Source organism: Streptomyces sp. NPDC059695 (genome assembly GCF_042733785.1).
Classification (GTDB): domain Bacteria; phylum Actinomycetota; class Actinomycetes; order Streptomycetales; family Streptomycetaceae; genus Streptomyces.
Window position 1 is genome coordinate 5,048 of sequence record NZ_JBHWFF010000007.1, and the last position, 15,319, is coordinate 20,366.

15 protein-coding genes, 1 pseudogene and 1 riboswitch are annotated in these 15,319 nt (G+C 74.5%); of the genes and pseudogenes, 8 read left to right on the top strand and 8 right to left on the bottom strand.

Annotation, left to right across the window (positions count from 1 at the left end):
* The first annotated feature begins 129 nt into the window (after positions 1-129).
* Both ACFV2S_RS10840 and ACFV2S_RS10845 read left to right on the top strand, forming a co-directional pair.
* The gene (locus tag ACFV2S_RS10840; protein ID WP_385556285.1) at positions 130-759 is read left to right on the top strand and encodes a helix-turn-helix domain-containing protein; all 630 of its coding nucleotides are present in this window, start codon (positions 130-132) and stop codon (positions 757-759) included.
* A 33-nt stretch (positions 760-792) separates the two neighbouring features.
* Positions 793-948: a DUF6126 family protein gene (locus ACFV2S_RS10845; RefSeq protein WP_352023281.1), complete on the top strand. Its 156-nt coding sequence runs from the start codon at positions 793-795 to the stop codon at positions 946-948.
* 12 nt (positions 949-960) lie between these two features.
* Here ACFV2S_RS10845 and ACFV2S_RS10850 read toward each other — a convergent pair whose 3' ends face one another.
* Positions 961-1,782 (bottom strand): tyrosine-protein phosphatase, encoded by an 822-nt coding sequence (locus ACFV2S_RS10850; RefSeq protein WP_385556287.1) that lies wholly within the window; start codon positions 1,780-1,782, stop codon positions 961-963.
* Between the two features lie 340 nt (positions 1,783-2,122).
* Positions 2,123-2,310: riboswitch (cyclic di-AMP (ydaO/yuaA leader) on the top strand.
* Positions 2,311-2,314: 4 nt separating this feature from the next.
* Between ACFV2S_RS10850 and ACFV2S_RS10855 the strand changes: the two genes are divergently transcribed.
* Both ACFV2S_RS10855 and ACFV2S_RS10860 read left to right on the top strand, forming a co-directional pair.
* Positions 2,315-3,259, top strand: a complete 945-nt coding sequence (locus ACFV2S_RS10855; RefSeq protein ID WP_385556289.1) for a peptidoglycan DD-metalloendopeptidase family protein — start codon at positions 2,315-2,317, stop codon at positions 3,257-3,259.
* Positions 3,260-3,441: 182 nt separating this feature from the next.
* Positions 3,442-4,236, top strand: a complete 795-nt coding sequence (locus ACFV2S_RS10860) for an SGNH/GDSL hydrolase family protein (protein ID WP_383797310.1) — start codon at positions 3,442-3,444, stop codon at positions 4,234-4,236.
* A gap of 3 nt (positions 4,237-4,239) precedes the next feature.
* Here ACFV2S_RS10860 and ACFV2S_RS10865 read toward each other — a convergent pair whose 3' ends face one another.
* From ACFV2S_RS10865 to ACFV2S_RS10885, 5 genes are read right to left on the bottom strand one after another with little or no spacing between them, the layout of a single operon-like run.
* On the bottom strand, positions 4,240-5,100 hold the full coding sequence (locus tag ACFV2S_RS10865) for an STM4011 family radical SAM protein (protein WP_385556291.1): 861 nt from the start codon (positions 5,098-5,100) through the stop codon (positions 4,240-4,242).
* Positions 5,101-5,109: 9 nt separating this feature from the next.
* The gene (locus tag ACFV2S_RS10870) at positions 5,110-6,489 is read right to left on the bottom strand and encodes an STM4012 family radical SAM protein (RefSeq protein ID WP_385556293.1); all 1,380 of its coding nucleotides are present in this window, start codon (positions 6,487-6,489) and stop codon (positions 5,110-5,112) included.
* On the bottom strand, positions 6,486-7,307 hold the full coding sequence (locus ACFV2S_RS10875) for an STM4013/SEN3800 family hydrolase (protein ID WP_385556712.1): 822 nt from the start codon (positions 7,305-7,307) through the stop codon (positions 6,486-6,488). Before ACFV2S_RS10875 ends, ACFV2S_RS10870 begins: the two co-directional genes overlap by 4 nt.
* An 11-nt stretch (positions 7,308-7,318) precedes the next feature.
* Positions 7,319-8,479, bottom strand: coding sequence for an STM4014 family protein (locus ACFV2S_RS10880; protein WP_385556295.1), 1,161 nt, complete (start codon positions 8,477-8,479; stop codon positions 7,319-7,321).
* Positions 8,476-9,435: an STM4015 family protein gene (locus ACFV2S_RS10885; RefSeq protein ID WP_385556297.1), complete on the bottom strand. Its 960-nt coding sequence runs from the start codon at positions 9,433-9,435 to the stop codon at positions 8,476-8,478. Before ACFV2S_RS10885 ends, ACFV2S_RS10880 begins: the two co-directional genes overlap by 4 nt.
* A gap of 166 nt (positions 9,436-9,601) precedes the next feature.
* Here ACFV2S_RS10885 and ACFV2S_RS10890 point away from each other — a divergent pair, with 166 nt between their 5' ends.
* From ACFV2S_RS10890 to ACFV2S_RS10900, 3 genes are all read left to right on the top strand, one after another.
* Positions 9,602-9,928 (top strand): hypothetical protein, encoded by a 327-nt coding sequence (locus ACFV2S_RS10890; RefSeq protein WP_385556299.1) that lies wholly within the window; start codon positions 9,602-9,604, stop codon positions 9,926-9,928.
* Positions 9,929-9,953: 25 nt separating this feature from the next.
* A complete protein-coding gene (locus ACFV2S_RS10895; RefSeq protein WP_385556301.1) occupies positions 9,954-11,009 on the top strand; it encodes a DUF6745 domain-containing protein in 1,056 nt (351 codons plus the stop codon).
* Positions 11,010-11,152: 143 nt separating this feature from the next.
* The gene (locus ACFV2S_RS10900) at positions 11,153-11,917 is read left to right on the top strand and encodes an SIMPL domain-containing protein (RefSeq protein WP_383795998.1); all 765 of its coding nucleotides are present in this window, start codon (positions 11,153-11,155) and stop codon (positions 11,915-11,917) included.
* Positions 11,918-12,105: 188 nt separating this feature from the next.
* On the opposite strand, the pseudogene ACFV2S_RS10905 reads toward ACFV2S_RS10900, so the two are convergent.
* Both ACFV2S_RS10905 and ACFV2S_RS10910 read right to left on the bottom strand, forming a co-directional pair.
* Positions 12,106-12,702 (bottom strand): annotated as a pseudogene (locus ACFV2S_RS10905) (TetR/AcrR family transcriptional regulator); the annotation flags it as partial.
* A 64-nt stretch (positions 12,703-12,766) separates the two neighbouring features.
* Entirely contained in the window at positions 12,767-13,945 is a 1,179-nt protein-coding gene (locus ACFV2S_RS10910; protein WP_385556303.1) for a Glu/Leu/Phe/Val dehydrogenase dimerization domain-containing protein, read from the bottom strand.
* 100 nt (positions 13,946-14,045) lie between these two features.
* Here ACFV2S_RS10910 and ACFV2S_RS10915 point away from each other — a divergent pair, with 100 nt between their 5' ends.
* Positions 14,046-15,275, top strand: coding sequence for an MBL fold metallo-hydrolase (locus tag ACFV2S_RS10915; protein ID WP_385556305.1), 1,230 nt, complete (start codon positions 14,046-14,048; stop codon positions 15,273-15,275).
* The last annotated feature ends 44 nt before the right edge of the window (positions 15,276-15,319 follow it).

The window sequence follows — 15,319 nt, forward strand, 5'->3', positions numbered from 1 at the left end:
CTCTTCTCCTCCTCGCCCCCGCCGTCCTGCCCCACCCCCCCCCCTCCGCGCCCCCCCTCCGCCGTCCAGTTTGTCGCCTCCCTATCCCATCTTCGTCCCCCCCCCCCACGATTCTGGCGGAATGGACGCATGGACCACGTCCCCGGGGAGACCTCCCCGGACCCCGACACCCCCGGCGTCCTGCCCGACGTCGCCCCGCAGCTGCGGGCCCTGCGCCGCCGCCGGGGACTCACCCTGGAGGCCGCCGCCCAGCGGGCCGGGCTCTCGCCGGCCCACCTCTCGCGCCTGGAGACGGGGAACCGGCAGCCCTCGCTCCCGATGCTGCTCGCCCTGTCCCGCATCTACGGTACGACGGTCTCAGAGCTCCTGGGAGAGGCGCCGCCCGAGCGTGACCCGGTCGTCCGGGCCGGCCGCTCCGAGCCCGTCGAGGCCGACGGCTGGATCTACCGCCAGGCGGGCGGCGCCGGCCGCGCGCTCCAGTGCCTGCGGGTCCACGTGCCGTACGCCACCCGGGCCGACATCGTGCGCGTCCATCCGGGCGAGGAGTGGATCCACGTCTTGGAGGGGCGGGTGCGGCTCGCGCTGGGCGAGGCCGTCCACGTGCTCGATCCCGGGGACAGCGCGCACTTCGACTCGCTGACCCCGCACCGGATCGGCGCCGCCACGGCCGGCGGGGCCGAGCTGCTCTTCGTCCACACCCTGATGCAGAGCCCCGCCGCCGAGCTGTGCCTCGGCGACGGGACGCCGCATCGACGCTGACCTTCCATGACGATTCTTCAGGAAAGGACCGACATGTCCGAGAAGTCTGCACCTGTCACCGGCGAAGAGCGCGGTGAGGGCAAGTTCCCCAAGGGGCTCGTGCTCCGCCTCTTCGCCTATCTGGTGGCCGGTCACCTCTTCGCCGGCTTCCTCTACCTGCTCTTCACGCTCGGCGGGCAGAACCAGTAGCCCTCCGGGCGGTCACGCCTCCGTGAGGAGCCGCTGCCGCAGCCGCTCGCGCGTCTCCGGGGCCAGCTTCAGGCCCTCGGTCAGGTAGGCGTCCACCGAGCCCCAGGTCGCCTCGATCGCCTCGAAGGCGGCCCGCAGGTATTCCACCCGCGCGTCGAAGAGCGGGCTCAGCAGCTCCATCACCTCGGGCGACATCGCGTCCGGGGCGACGGAGCTGCGGCGCACGTTGTAGCGGCGGTGCGGGTCGTTCGACTTCACGTAGTCGGCCTCGATCGCCTCCCGCTCGACGCCGAGCGCGAGCAGGGTGATCGCGATGCCGAGTCCGGCCCGGTCCTTGCCGGCCGCGCAGTGCATCAGGGCCGGGACGCTCTCCTCCGCCATGGAGTGGAGGATCCGGCTGTGCTCCGCGGTCCGCTCGACGATCATCCTCCGGTACGACTCGGTCATCCGGGCGGCCGCCTTGCCGTCGCCGAGGACCTCCCGGAGCTGTGCGATCTCGCCGCCGCGCACCAGCTTCCAGAACTCCTTGCCGTCGGCCGGGTCGCTGAGCGGTATGTTCACGTTCCGCACGCCGGGCAGCTCGACGTCCGCGCCCTCGACCTTCCGGTCCGACTCGTTGCGGAAGTCGAAGACCGTGTGCAGGCCGAGCGAGGCGAGGAAGGCGGCGTCGCCCTCCGTCGCGTGGGCCAGGTGGCCGCTGCGGAAGAGGCGGCCGGGGCGGACGGCGCGCCCGTCCGTCGTCGGCAGGCCCGCCACGTCCCGGAAGTTGCGGACCCCCGCGAGCTCGGGCTCGGCGTCGCCGGCGGGCTGGACCTGTGGCAGCTGCTGCGTCACGGCTGCTCCTGTTCTGTAGATCGGTTCCTGGGGCAATCATCTCTTTCCCGGAGCCGGGCACGCACCCCCTCGGGCGGGAATGGGTGATCTGTCCGGATTAGGATGTTAGGGGTAACCCGCCCCGGTTGTAGGGGAGATGGGGATCGGCGCGTGAGCAGCGTCATAACCGTGACGGACCGTGCCTGATCGTCTTTTCCAAATACCCCCCGGGAAAAGGCGATCGAGGGACCGTCATCCACGGAGGGTGACCGGAATTCCGGCCGGACATCACGCGATTCCGGAGCGCGTGAAAACCGCGGCTTGTTCGCCCCGACCCCACTCGTCTAGCGTCGCGCTCACTCCGGACGGACCGCCGAATCCTGCCACCGACCGGAATCCACACTCACCCGTACGAGGCAGGAGCGGGGGACCCAGGTACTACGCCGATCCCTCGAAGAAGGACGGCTCGGGGTGAAGTCGCGTGCGAACGCGGCCGGACATCTCCAGTCCGAACCCGACAGCTCACCTCGCAGGCGCCGGAGAGGAATTCGCCATGCCCGCAAAGGGTAAGCACCGCCGCGTCAAGTCCAGCCGTCTGACCCGCGGCATCGCCGCCGCCGGTACCGGTGGCGCCGTCGTCGCCCTCCCGCTCCTCGGAGCCACCGGCGCCCACGCCGCCGAGCAGGCCGCCCCGGTCGCCGCGCCCGCCGTCGCCCAGGTGAAGGCCGCCGCCGTCGAGGCCGCGCCCGCCGGCACGAAGGCCGCGCCGAAGACGTACTCCGTCGTCCGCGGCGACTACCTGTCGAAGATCGCCGCCGAGCACCACGTCCGGGGCGGCTGGCAGAAGCTCTACCAGGACAACCGTCAGGTCGTCGGCGAGGACCCCTCGCTGATCCTGCCCGGCATGAAGCTCACCCTCGGCGCGAAGGGCACCGCGAAGCCCGCCGCGCACAAGAGCGCGGAGAGCTCCGGCAAGAACGGCGACACCCCGCGCGCCTCGCGGAGCAGCGAGCGCTCCTCGGCCCCGGCCGCCGCCGAGGCCGCCACCGCGTCCGCCCCGGCGTCGTCCTCCTCGGCCGGCACGACCTCCTCCTCCGGCTGGGTCGCGCCCGTCAGCGGCGGTCTCGGTACCCCGTACCACGCCTCGGGCTCCATGTGGTCCTCCGGCTACCACACCGGTGTCGACTTCATCGCCTCGACCGGCACCACCGTCGTCGCGGTCGGCCCCGGCACCGTCTACTCCGCCGGCGACGGCGGCGCGTACGGCAACCAGGTCGTCATCCAGCACGCCGACGGCACCTTCTCGCAGTACGCCCACCTGTCCTCGATCTCCGTCTCCGCCGGCCAGACCGTCACCGGCGGCCAGCAGATCGGCCTCTCCGGCGCGACCGGCAACGTCACCGGCCCGCACCTGCACTTCGAGATCCGGACGGGTCCGGAGTACGGCTCCGACATCGACCCGCTGGCGGCCCTGCGCTCGCACGGCGTGAGCATCTGACGCACCATCGGCGCCCTTCGGCGCCTTTGCGGCACCTCTCGGCAGCGGAGGCCCGGCACACCTGTGCCGGGCCTCCGGCGTATTCCGGCTTGGCGGAATCTTTATCGGTGGCATATGTCACCCGCCGTCAACCCCTCCTTACGGTCGCGTAGGTCACAACCAAAGGTGAAGGATGTGCTCCCGTGGCAGACGATTCGAGATCAACAGACAAGAACGCATTCGGGTCGTACGCGGCGATCGGTGACAGCTTCACCGAGGGCGTCGGAGACCCCGGGCCCGACGGGACGTACGTCGGCTGGGCGGACCGCTTCGCGGTCCTGCTCGCCGACCAGCTGCCGGAGCACGACGCCTTCCGCTACGCCAACCTGGCCGTACGCGGGCGCCTCCTCGACCAGATCGTGGCGGAACAGGTCCCCCGGGCGAAGGAACTCGCCCCCGACCTGGTGACCTTCTGCGCGGGCGGGAACGACATCATCCGCCCCGGAACGGACCCCGACGAGGTGGCCGAGCGCTTCGAGCGCGCCGTCGCCGACCTCACCTCCGCCGTCGGCACGGTCATGGTGACCACCGGCTTCGACACCCGGGGCGTGACCCTCCTCAAGCACCTGCGCGGCAGGATCGCCACGTACAACGGTCACGTCCGGGCCATCGCGGACCGCTACGGCTGCCCGGTCCTCGACCTGTGGTCGCTGAGGTCCGTCCAGGACCGGCGCGCCTGGGACGACGACCGGCTGCACCTGTCGGCCGAGGGACACACCCGCGTCGCGCTGCGCGCCGCCCAGGTCCTCGGCCTGCCGGTGCCCGCCGACCCGGACCAGGCCTGGCCGCCGGTCCCGCCGCGCGGCACGCTGGAGGTGCGCCGCGACGACATCCACTGGGCCAGGGAGTACCTGGTGCCCTGGATCGGGCGGCGGCTGCGCGGCGAGAGCTCGGGCGACCACGTCGAGGCGAAGCGCCCCGATCTCATGCCGCTGTAGGCCTCAGGCCCCGCCCGCCGGGGGCGCGGCCGGGATCCGCTCCAGGACCCCGCCCGCGAAGACGTCGTACAGCGGCAGCGTCTCCAGGTGGACGTAGCCGATGTGGCAGTCGCACAGGGCGAGGGGGCAGGTGCGGGGACGCAGGGCGGCGCGGTACGAGCCGTCGTACAGGTTCCCCAGCTCGGCCCTGACGAAGTGGCAGCGCCGCACCGTCCCCTCGCCGTCCACCGAGATCACCGACTCGCCGGTGCGGCAGGGCAGCCCCGCCGAGCGGTGCGGATGCCGGCTGTACGGGAAGAGCGGGTCCAGCTCGGTCCAGCCCCCGGCCTCCGCGTCGGTGTACGTGTGCCCCTCGGCCGCGTTCACCCAGAGGTAGACGTGCGGCGGCAGGGCGGCCCGCAGCCGGCGGGCGTCCTCCCGGTGCTCGGGCAGACCGACCACCCCGACGCTGTACCGGACGCCCCGCTCCGCGAGCTCCCGGCACCTGGCGAGGAACCGCTCCTGCGGCGTCTGCCCCGGGTGGTACGTGCACCAGAGGGCCACGCTCTCCGGGTCCGCGTCGGCCAGCCACTCGGTCCGGCAGCTCAGGTTGGTCTGGATCGCCACCCGCTCCACGTGCGGCAGCCGGGACAGCTCGACCAGCGCCCGCCGGTACCAGGAGCGGACGAGGCCCTCGCCCCACGGGGTGAACAGGATCCGCAGCCGGTCCCCGGTCTGCGCGGCCGCCCAGCCGGTGAACCGTTCGAGGGCGGCCCGGTCCGCGCGCAGCTGCTCGCGGCTGTCCCGGCGCTTGGCGAAGGGGCAGTAGGGGCAGTCGAAGTCGCAGGAGGCGAGCGGCCCCCGGTAGAGCACGGTGAGGTCCACGGTCGCCGCCTACTTCGTCTCGTACGCGGCCATCGCGGCCCGTACGGCGGGGGAGAAGAGCTCCGGGCCGAGCCCGTCCGAGTGGGCGAGCCCCTCGGGGGACAGCCGCAGCAGGCCCGCCGGGGCGTCCGCGATCCAGCCGTACTCCTCGAACCGGGCGAGCTCCGGGCCGAAGTCCGCGAACGGCGAGGACCCGAACCGCTCCTCGTACCCGGCGACCTCCATGCCCCCGGCCTGGAGCAGCGACTGCAGCAGATGACGCCGCCGGGCCTCGTCCGCGTCCACCGCCCGGCCCACCTCGGCGCGGGAGAAGTCCTCCGTCTCCGTGTACGCGTCGATGATCGAGCGGATCTCCCGCATGTCCACGGCGTAGTCGAAGGAGTAGTGCAGCGCCGAGGTGTACGAGCGGGCGCCGCAGCCCAGGCCGATCATGCCGTCCGTCTGGCAGGCGTAGTCGTCCGGTCCGGCGGGACCGGCGTCCGCCCGGCGGAACATCCGCATCGACACCTGCTCGTAGCCCTGCGCCAGGAGGTGGTCCCGGCCGTACCGGTAGAGCCGGAGCCGGTGCTCGTCCCACGCGCGGTCGGCCGCCGCCGGGTCCTGGATCCGGCCGAGGCCGGTGAGCGGGCGCACGTACAGCGGATACAGGTACAGCTCCTCGGGCCGCCAGGCGAGGGCCGCGTCCAGCGACACCCGCCACGACCTCTCCGTCTGCCCGTCGATGCCGTAGATCAGGTCGATGTTGAGCACCGGCACCCCGGTGTCCCGGATCCGGCCGAGCGCCGCCTCGACGTCCGCGCGGTGCTGCGGCCGGACCGCCGCCCGCGCCTCCGCCTCCACGAAGCTCTGCACGCCGATGCTGAGCCGGGTCGCGCCGCGGTCCGCCAGGAGCGCGAGCCGGTCGGCCGTCGCGGTCGCGGGGGAGGTCTCCACGGAGAGCGGCACCGCCCGCAGGTCCACCCCCGTCCGCCTCTCGGCGATGTCGCACAGCCGCTCCAGCTCGGCGGCGGTGAGGAAGGTGGGCGTGCCGCCGCCGAACGCGGCCGTCGCGAACCGCACCGGCGACGCGTCCCCGAGGGCCTCGCGGACGGCGGCGGCCTGCCGGTCGAGGGCGTCGAGATAGCGGGTGGTCAGCTCGTCCGGGGCGCCGATCCGGGTGAAGAGGTTGCAGAAGCCGCAGCGGACCTCGCAGAACGGTATGTGCGCGTAGAGGGAGAGCGCGTCCTTCGGCTCCCCGGCCCAGAGCGCGGCCAGACCGGGGCGCCCGGGGAGCGCGCGGTACGCCGTCTTGTGCGGATAGGCGTAGACGTAGCTCCGGTACGGACGGGGGGTGTCGCCCGGGGAAGGGCGGGCGGTGCCGCTCGGGGAAGTGCGGGTCGTGGCGCTCATGCCGCCACCCCGCCCTCGGGCCCGGCCAGGACGAACTGCGCGTACGGCACGGTCCACACGACCTCGTGGCCCAGCCGGTGCCCGGTGAAGCCGTCCTCGCCGTACGCGGTGCCGTGGTCGGAGCACACGATCGCGAAACAGGGGCGGCGGCGGCTCATCGCGGCGAAGAGCCGCCCGATGTGCCGGTCGACGTACTCCAGGGCCGCCGCGTGGGTCTCCCGGGAGTCGCCGGCCTCGCGGGTCGCGCCCGGCAGATGGAACCAGTTGGGCTGGTGCAGCGCCGACACGTTGACGAAGAGGAACAGGCGCTCCTCCCGCGGCAGCCCGGCCACGACCTCCTCGGCACACGCGACCTGGGACTCGAAGGAGCGGGGGGAGGCGACGCCGAAGGAGGGCTCCCAGTGGCTCTCCTCGAAGAGACCGGGGAGCACGGAGCCGAGCGGCGGCTGCTTGTTGAAGAAGCCGACGCCGCCCACGCAGACCGTCCGGTAGCCCGCGCCCGCCAGTGCGGACACGATGTCAGGGGAGTCGTGGACCCAGGTGCCGCCGGCCGTCGACTCGCTGCCCGCGAAACGGGCCGCGAACAGCCGGGGGTGGGGTCCCTGCGCCGCCGGGGTCGGCAGGAAGCCGGCGAAGATCGCCTGGTGGGAGGCGTACGTGAAGCTCCCGGGCGCGTGCCGCCGCTCCCAGACGCCGCCGGGGAGGTGGCGCGCCAGGTTCGGGATGCGGCCCTCCGCCGCGAGCTCGGCCGCCACGTCGTACCGGAGGGTGTCGAGGGTGACCAGGAGCAGGTCGTGGCTGCCGACGATCGCGTTCATGTCGGGCTGGTTCACGGGGTGCTCGTTCCTGTGGTGCGAGAGGGGTACGTGAGGGGTGAGAGGCCTGAGGTGGAGCCGGGGAACTGCGCCGCCACCTGGGCCCCGTACGTGTCGAGTCCCTCGGCGCCGCCGCCGGGCAGGCCCGTCAGGCCGGGCAGCAGATCGCCGAAGGCGTTCACCTCGCCCACGGCGAACCGCCGCCAGCCGCTCGCGGGCAGCAGGTCGACACCCACGCACCGGGTGCCCGGGAAGACGGCGGCGGCCCGCTCGCAGACCCCGAGCGCGTCCTCCCAGCGGCCCCCGGCCGCGGCGATCGCCGCCCGGGCGGCGCCGAGATCGCCCCGGGCGCCGCCCAGGTGCAGATTGGTCATCGGGGAACGGCTGGTGCGGAGCACGGCGTGGGTGGCACGCCCGTCGACCACCACCACCCGCAGATCGGCCGCCCGGCCGCCCTGGGTCGCCTTCGGCACCCAGCGCTCGACGTGCAGACCGTCGGGGGCGAGGGCGTCCACGATCGCGGCGACCTCGCGCTCGCTCGTGTAGCGCCGGACCCGCAGGGAGTTGAAGAGGCGCCCGTCGGGCGCCCGCTCCACCGAGGTGGTCGCCTGGACCCGGCCCGCGCCGTTCGTCTCCACCGCGAGCACCCCCGAGGCGGAGGAGCCGTGCGCGAGCTTCACGAACACCCGGCGCAGACCCGCCCCGGCGGTCAGCGCCCGCACGTCCGCCCAGCCGCGCACCACCGGGGCGCCGGGTCCCGAGGTCGGCGACTCCGGCACCGGGACACCGGCCGCCCGGAGCAGGCCGTGCCCCAGCCGCTTGTCGAACAGGACGGCGAGCTCGGACGGGTCGTCGACCAGGACGGCGCCCGCCTCCGCGACGCAGCGGCCGAGGTCCGCCACGGCGGCGGTGAACCGTCCGTACCACCGGCCGGTGCCCTCGACCCGGGCCGGATCGTCGACCCCGCGCAGGAGCAGGTCGGCCTCCGGGTCCTCACCGGGGGAATCCAGCCGCACCGTCTCGCCCCCGGCGAACCGCGCCCGGCCCCGGAGCACGTCCGGCCAGGACACCGCCCGCGCCCCGGGCAGCCCGGCGGTCCGCAGCGCGTCCTGGAAGAACGCGACGCGGCGGCCCGCCGGATCGCCGACGACCACGAGGCGCGGGCCGGAGGTCATTCGGCGACCGCGACGTAGCGCCAGACGTCCCCGTCGCCGTCGTCCTCCGCCACCTGCGCGTCACCGAGGTCGACGGTCACGCCGTGCGGGACGAGCGCGGCGCGGACCCGCTCGGCCATCGCCGCCGACAGGTAGTGGTGGGACAGGTCGAGGTGGGTGAGGTGGGTCAGCGGCTGCCCGTCGAGGAGGGCCGCCGCGCCCTCGTCGGTGAGCACGCCCATGGACAGGCCGAGCCGCTCGATCCGGGCGACGACCGGCGCGCCCGCGACGGCGGCGGCCACGGCGTCCTGGATCACGCTGTCGCACAGGCCCAGCTCGCGCAGGGCGGGGAAGGCGGTGCCGGCGAGCAGCGGCGCCAGGTCGTCGGGGGTGCTGTCGCCGCCGTACTCGTCGGTGCCGAGCCAGAGTTCCAGCTTCTCCAGGGCGGGCAGGTCGCTGCCCACGATGCCGCGCACCACGTCGGCGGGGAGACCTCCGGTCTGCACGACCAGGGCCCGCAGGCCCTCGTGCCGGATGGACGGGAAGGCCAGCTCCGAGCCGCCGCGCACCCCGAACTCCCGGAGCCCCGGGTAGGCGGCGAGCAGCGGGGTCACGTCGGACTGGATGATCCAGCTGATCTCGCAGTCCTCCCCGGTCATGTCGCCGAGGAAGACCGCCTCCAGGCCCGTCAGCCGGTTGTTCGCGCCGATCAGCGCGGTGACGATGTCGGCGGACGAGTTCTCGTAGGCCTCGTCCCAGCCGCCGACGACCAGCGCGCGCACCCGGCCCGTGTCCACCGTCTTCAGGAACCGCTCGAACCGCGGCCCCCACAGCTCGTCCCCGGGGTCGGAGTACGTCGGCGCGGAGATCCGCCAGGCGACCGCGTCCGTCCCGGGCAGCTCGACCTGCGCGTCCGCGCCCGGGAAGTCGAACACGGGCAGGCCGTGGAATTCCTGCAGGTAGGTGCCAACGGTCATGGCGGCGCTCCAGACAACGGTCGGGGTGGGTCGGCTGATGGAGAGAGTTGTACCAAGCGGCACCGACAACACCCCCGGCCGGGGCGCTTCCGGATCGATTGTCAGTGGTGGGTCCTAGCGTCGTTCTCGTGTCCGGCCGCACGTGCCGGACGGGTTGGGGAGAGCCATGTACCGGCAGGGAGACGTGCTGATCGTGCCCGTCGCGGAGGCGGCGGTACCGGAGCGGGTGAAGGGGGCGGCGGGAGAGCCGAGGGACGCCCGGGGGCGCCTGGTCCTCGCCCTCGGCGAGGTCACCGGGCACGCCCACGCGATCCCGGGCCCGGGCCGGCTCGTGCCGGAACCGGGGCCCTTCGGCCCGCTCCTGCTCGAACTGCCCGAGGGCGGACGGGTGGTGCACGAGGAGCACGCGCCCATACCGCTCCCCAGGGGCTGGTACCGGGTGGTGCGGCAGCGGGAGTACGTGCCCGGCGCGTACCGGATCGTCGCGGACTGACGTCCGCAGGAGAGAAGTGAAGGACATGGGGGAGATCGAGATGAACCGCACCACCGCCGCGGACAGGTGGCGGGCCGTCGCCGCCGCCACCGGGCCCGCCGACCGGGCCGCCGCCGAGGCCGGCGTCCGGCTCGCGTACCGCACGGCCGGCCTCGCCGAGCCGGAGCGCGTCCTGTGGGCGGACTCGCCGCTCGCCGCCGTCACGCTCGTACGGCACCTGGCGGACCGGGGCCGTTCGGTACGGGACGAGGTGCGCACCCGGCCGTGGGCCGAGGAGCGCCGCCGCCTCCACGACGCGCTCGGCCCGGCCGGCTGGGCGGCGCACTGGCAGGCGACGGGCGCGCACCTGTGGGACCGGACGCGGAGCCTCGCCGACCGGATACGGGCGGGGGTGGCGGAGGCGTCGGGCCCGGCCGCGGACGTCGCGGGAGCGGGGGAGGCGGCGGGGGCCGGGGAGGCCGAGGTGCGGCTGCTGCTGCTCGACGCCGTGCTCGGCCAGCACGACGCGGCCTGGCTCGCCGCGTTCGACGGACACGGCGACCGGCTGGCCGGCCTCGCCGCCGTCGCCGGGCACGCCGGCTGGTGGTGGCCGTACGAGCACGCGGTCGTGGTCTGCGAGCGCCCCGTCGAGCTGCACCGGGACGAGGCCGGCCGCCTCGACCGGGGCGACGGGCCCGCGCTCGCCTTCCCCGACGGCTTCGCCCTGCACGCCTGGCGGGGCATGGCGGTGTCCGCCGCCTTCCTCGCCGGTCTCGCCGGACTCACCCCCGCGCGGATCCGCGACGAGGAGAACGCCGAACTGCGGCGCGTGATGCTGGAGTACTACGGCTACGACCGCTACCTCGCCGCCTCCGGAGCCCGGCACGCGCACAGTGACGAGACGGGTGTGCTCTGGCGGATCGAACTCGCCGACGACGAGGACGTGGTGATGGTCGAGGTGGTCAACTCCACGCCCGAGCCGGACGGCACCCACCGCACCTACTGGCTGCGGGTGCCGCCCGCGACCAGGACCGCGCGGGAGGGCGTGGCCTGGACCTTCGGGCTCCGGCCCGAGGTGTACGAGCCGCTCGTCCAGACCTGAGCACCCTGCCCGGGGCAGGGCACGGTTGGTGCGGAGAGGTGAAGGGAGCCGCCGGTCAGGAGTGGCGCGCGGGAGGCGGCGGCGCCGGGTGCTGGGATGTGCCCGCCGGAGACCCGGCACCCCCAGCCCCGAAGGGACCGCCCGTGACGATCCGCCGGCCCAGCGCCGCCCGTACCGCCCGACTGCTCGCCGCCACTGCCGTGCTCGGCGGCCTCCTCACCGGGACCGCGGCGCCGGCCCTGGCCGCCGCGCCCGCGCGGACCGCCCTCCGCGACACCGTCCCGGCCACCGCCACGGTCACCGTCACGGGCAACGGCCGTGCCTCCGCCGCGCCCGATCTGGCGCTCCTGTCGGTCGGGGTCGAGGCCGCCCGGCCGACGGCGAAGGAGGCGATGGCGGCGCAGAGCACGGCGGCCGAGGCGCTGCTCGACGTCCTGCGCAGGCAGGAGATCGAGGACCGGGACATCCGCACCGACAGCCTCTCGCTGACCCCGGTCTACACCCAGACCAAGGACGGGGAGAGCAAGGTCACGGGCTATCAGGCGGCGCAGTCCTTCTCCGTGAAGGTCCGCGTCATCGACAGGACCGGCCAGGTCGTCGGCGCGGTGAACGACGCCACGGGGAGCGCGGGCCGGGTCAACGGCGTCGTCTTCGACGTCGCCGACCCCTCGGCGCTCCGGGCCAAGGCCCGCGAGGCGGCCTACCGGGACGCGTACGACAAGGCCTCGCAGCACGCGCGGCTGAGCGGTCACCGGCTCGGCCGGCTCGTCTCGCTGAGCGAGGGCGAGTCCGTGCGCCCGGGCCCGGGCGCGGCCCCCGGCGTCTCCGCGGACGAACCGGGCGTTCCGCTGGCGCCGGGCGAGATCGAGGAGCAGGTCACGGTCTCGGCGGTCTACGAGCTGGTCTGACGAGGGCCGGTCGGCGAGCCGCTCCGAGCGGGACCCCGACCGCCGCCGCCCGGCCGCGCGCCGTCGGACCCGGGGGCATCCTCCGGTGCCGATGCCGATGCCGATGCCGATGCCGATGCCGATGCCGGTGTCTGTGTCTGTGTCGGCGTCGGTGCCTGTCGTCCGTCTGCGGCGGGTTCCGCGGGGCGCTCCGCCGGGAGGTCCAGTTCGCGGGAGAGGGCCTCGTCCGCCCAGCGGAGCATCGCGCCGCGGGAGAGGGAGCCGGGGTAGGCCGTCGTCTGGACGGCGAGGCCGTCCAGGAAGGCGGTGAGCCGCCAGGCCGCCGCGGCCGGGTCCGCGCAGCGGAACTCCCCGGCGGTCACCCCCTCCTCGATGACCCGGGTCAGGGCCGCCTTCCACTCCTGGTCGAGGGAGGCGGCGACCCGGCGCAGCTCGGGGTCCCGGAGCGAGGCCGCCCAGCCCTCGATCCACAGCCGCCAGCCCTTGGCCTGGCCTGTCGGGGCGTACCAGCGCACCGCGGCCCGCAGCCGCCGCTCCGCCGTGGAGCGCCGTCCGAGGATCCGTCCCAGCTGGCCGAGGTCGGCCTCGGCGGCGTGCGCGAAGGCGGCGGCGACCAGCTGTTCCTTCGACGAGAAGTGGTAGAGCACGAGCGCGTTGCTCACCCCGAGGGCGGCGGCCACGTCGGAGATCCGGACGGCCGCGACTCCGCGCGCCTCGATCTGCTCGACGGCGGCCCCCAGCAGTTCGTCCCGCCGCTCGGCCACGCTCAACCGCACTCTCGCCACGCGGTGCAGCCTACACAGCACATGACAAGAGCATGATCGTCCACGGCTGCGGCGCGTGGTGGGTTCAGTACCAGCCGTAGCGTTCGGCGATGACGGGCAGTCGCTCGTCCACCAGCGCGTGCGCCGCGGCGCGCGGGCTGACGCCGTCCGCCTCCGCCCGGTCGAGCATCCCGCCGACGAGCGTCCGCATCGAGCGCCGTACCCGGTCGAAGGCCTGGTCCGCGTCGGCCTCGACGTCGCCGAAGAGCGTCCACCACCACCAGGCGTTGGTGCACGAGTTCACGACCACGTCCGGCAGCACGGTCACCCCGCGCGCGGCGAGCGCCTCCTCGGCCTCCGGCAGGACCGGCATGTTGGCCGCCTCGGCGATCCAGCGGGCGGTGATCAGGGCCTGGTTCGCGCCGTCGATCGCGTACGAGACGGCCGCCGGGACGAGCACCTCGGCGTCGGCCGAGAGCCAGGCGTCCCCCGGCTCCTCGCGGTCGCCGGGCCGCAGGGCGGTGCGGTCGACGGCCCCGTGGGCGTCCCGGGCGGCGAGCAGCGCCTCGACGTCGAGGCCGTCGGGGTTCGTGATCGTGCCCCGCACGTCGGCGACGGCCACCACCCGCAGTCCGGCCCGGGCCAGGAAACGCGCGGTCGCCCCGCCCATGGTGCCGAGGCCCTGCACGGACACCCGGGTCCCGGCGTGCGGCCGTCCGGCCCGGTCGAGGGCGACGAGCACCGACTCGGCGACCCCGAGGCCGCCGACCAGCTCGTCGAGCCCGATGCCGTCCACCTCGATCGCGAACGCGTCGGCGAGCCGCTTCCGGGCCGCGGCCTCGTCCTCCAGGAGCGGGTAGACGGCCTGCACGGAGGAGACGAGGCCGGCCTCGGCCACCGCCCGGTCGACCAGGTCCTGGGTGAGCCCGAGGTCCTCCCCGGTGGTCCAGAACCGCTCGACGTACGGCCGCATGGCGCGCAGGTACCGCACGAGCACCCCGTACGCCTCGGGGGAGCGCGGGTCGCAGTCGATGCCGCCCTTGGCGCCGCCCAGCGGCACGTACCGGGCGGACGGGTCGTAGTGCAGGGCCTCCTTCATGGTCATGCCCCGGGCCAGCCCGGCGACCTCCTCCGCCGTGCACCCCTCCCGCATCCGCAGCCCGCCGCTGGCCACCCCGCGCACCAGCCGGTCGACCACCAGGTGGCCCCGGCGCCCGGTCACGTGGTCGGTCCATCCGATGGTCAGCAGGGGGGTGGGGCTCATCGCGGATCTCCTCGTCGGGGACGGGCCGGCAGGGCGGTCGTACTGAACAGTGGTTCAGTATGGCCGACCGCCCGGCGGTCTTCGGCGCGGGCCGCCCATAATGGAACGACCCCAGAGATCAGGAGGTCCTGTGACCGGTACCGGCTCCGACCGTTCCCCCCGGGCCCGGCTGCGCGCGCTGCGCCCGGAGTCCTTCGGCGCGGATCCCACGGGTGAGCGCCTCGCCCGGATCCGCCGCTCGCCGAATTTCAGGGACGGGATCTTCCAGAACCCCGAGCCGGCGCGACGCGGGCCCTCCGGGTCGAGCGTCGAGCTCGCCAAGATCTACTTCGAGAAGGAGGGGCGTGCGCGCCGAGCCCCCACCGGCGCGATCCCCGTCCACCCCACCACCCTCGCCGACCTGGCGAAACCCCCGGCCACCGGTCTGCGGCTGACCTGGATGGGGCACTCCGGCGTCCTCGCGGAGATCGACGGCCACCGGGTGCTGTTCGACCCGGTCTGGGGCGATCGCTGCTCCCCCTTCCCCTTCGCCGGCCCCAAGCGGCTCCACCCGGTGCCCCTGCCGCTCGCCGCGCTCGGCCCGGTGGACGTGGTCGTGATCTCGCACGACCACTACGACCACCTCGACCTGCCGACGATCAAGGCGCTCGCCGGCACCGACACCCTCTTCGCGGTGCCGCTCGGCGTCGGGGCGCACCTGGAGCGCTGGGGCGTGTCCGCCTCCCGGCTGCGCGAGCTGGACTGGAACGAGTCCACCGCGATCGGCGGCCTGACGCTCACGGCCACCCCCGCCCGGCACTTCTGCGGGCGCGGACTGCGCAACACGCAGCACACGCTCTGGGCGTCCTGGGTCGTGCAGGGGCCTGCCCACCGGATCTTCCACAGCGGCGACACCGGTTACTTCTCCGGTTTCGCGGACATCGGCGCCACCCACGGCCCCTTCGACGCCACCATGATCCAGATCGGTGCGTACTCGGAGTTCTGGACCGACATCCACATGACTCCGGCCGAGGGCGTCCAGAGCCACCTCGACCTTCAGGGCGGCGCCCCGGGCGGGGTGCTGCTGCCGATCCACTGGGGCACGTTCAACCTGGCCCCGCACCCGTGGGCGGAGCCGGGCGAGTGGACGAGGGACGCGGCCGAGGACGCCGGCCAGGCGGTGGCGTTCCCCCGCCCCGGTGAGCCGTTCGAACCCGCGGGGAAGCTGCCGGGGGAGTCGTGGTGGCAGGCGGTCTCCCGCCCGATCCCGCGCCCGTGGCGCCGCCCGCGGCGGGCGGAGACCGCGTCCGGGGCGCGGAGCGACGATCTCGACCTCGCGGGCGACAGGTGACCGCCGCCACGGCCCCGCCGCCGTGACCACCGGCGCCGGCGCGG

Excerpts from the sequence above, each read along its gene's own strand:
- ACFV2S_RS10880 (WP_385556295.1), bottom strand. The coding sequence starts at position 8,479 with ATGACCTCCGGCCCGCGCCTCGTGGTCGTCGGCGATCCGGCGGGCCGC.
- ACFV2S_RS10875 (WP_385556712.1), bottom strand. The coding sequence starts at position 7,307 with ATGAACGCGATCGTCGGCAGCCACGACCTGCTCCTGGTCACCCTCGAC.
- ACFV2S_RS10910 (WP_385556303.1), bottom strand. The coding sequence starts at position 13,945 with ATGAGCCCCACCCCCCTGCTGACCATCGGATGGACCGACCACGTGACC.
- ACFV2S_RS10870 (WP_385556293.1), bottom strand. The coding sequence starts at position 6,489 with ATGAGCGCCACGACCCGCACTTCCCCGAGCGGCACCGCCCGCCCTTCC.
- ACFV2S_RS10895 (WP_385556301.1), top strand. The coding sequence starts at position 9,954 with ATGGGGGAGATCGAGATGAACCGCACCACCGCCGCGGACAGGTGGCGG.
- ACFV2S_RS10885 (WP_385556297.1), bottom strand. The coding sequence starts at position 9,435 with ATGACCGTTGGCACCTACCTGCAGGAATTCCACGGCCTGCCCGTGTTC.
- ACFV2S_RS10890 (WP_385556299.1), top strand. The coding sequence starts at position 9,602 with ATGTACCGGCAGGGAGACGTGCTGATCGTGCCCGTCGCGGAGGCGGCG.
- ACFV2S_RS10915 (WP_385556305.1), top strand. The coding sequence starts at position 14,046 with ATGGAACGACCCCAGAGATCAGGAGGTCCTGTGACCGGTACCGGCTCC.
- ACFV2S_RS10840 (WP_385556285.1), top strand. The coding sequence starts at position 130 with ATGGACCACGTCCCCGGGGAGACCTCCCCGGACCCCGACACCCCCGGC.
- ACFV2S_RS10845 (WP_352023281.1), top strand. The coding sequence starts at position 793 with ATGTCCGAGAAGTCTGCACCTGTCACCGGCGAAGAGCGCGGTGAGGGC.
- ACFV2S_RS10855 (WP_385556289.1), top strand. The coding sequence starts at position 2,315 with ATGCCCGCAAAGGGTAAGCACCGCCGCGTCAAGTCCAGCCGTCTGACC.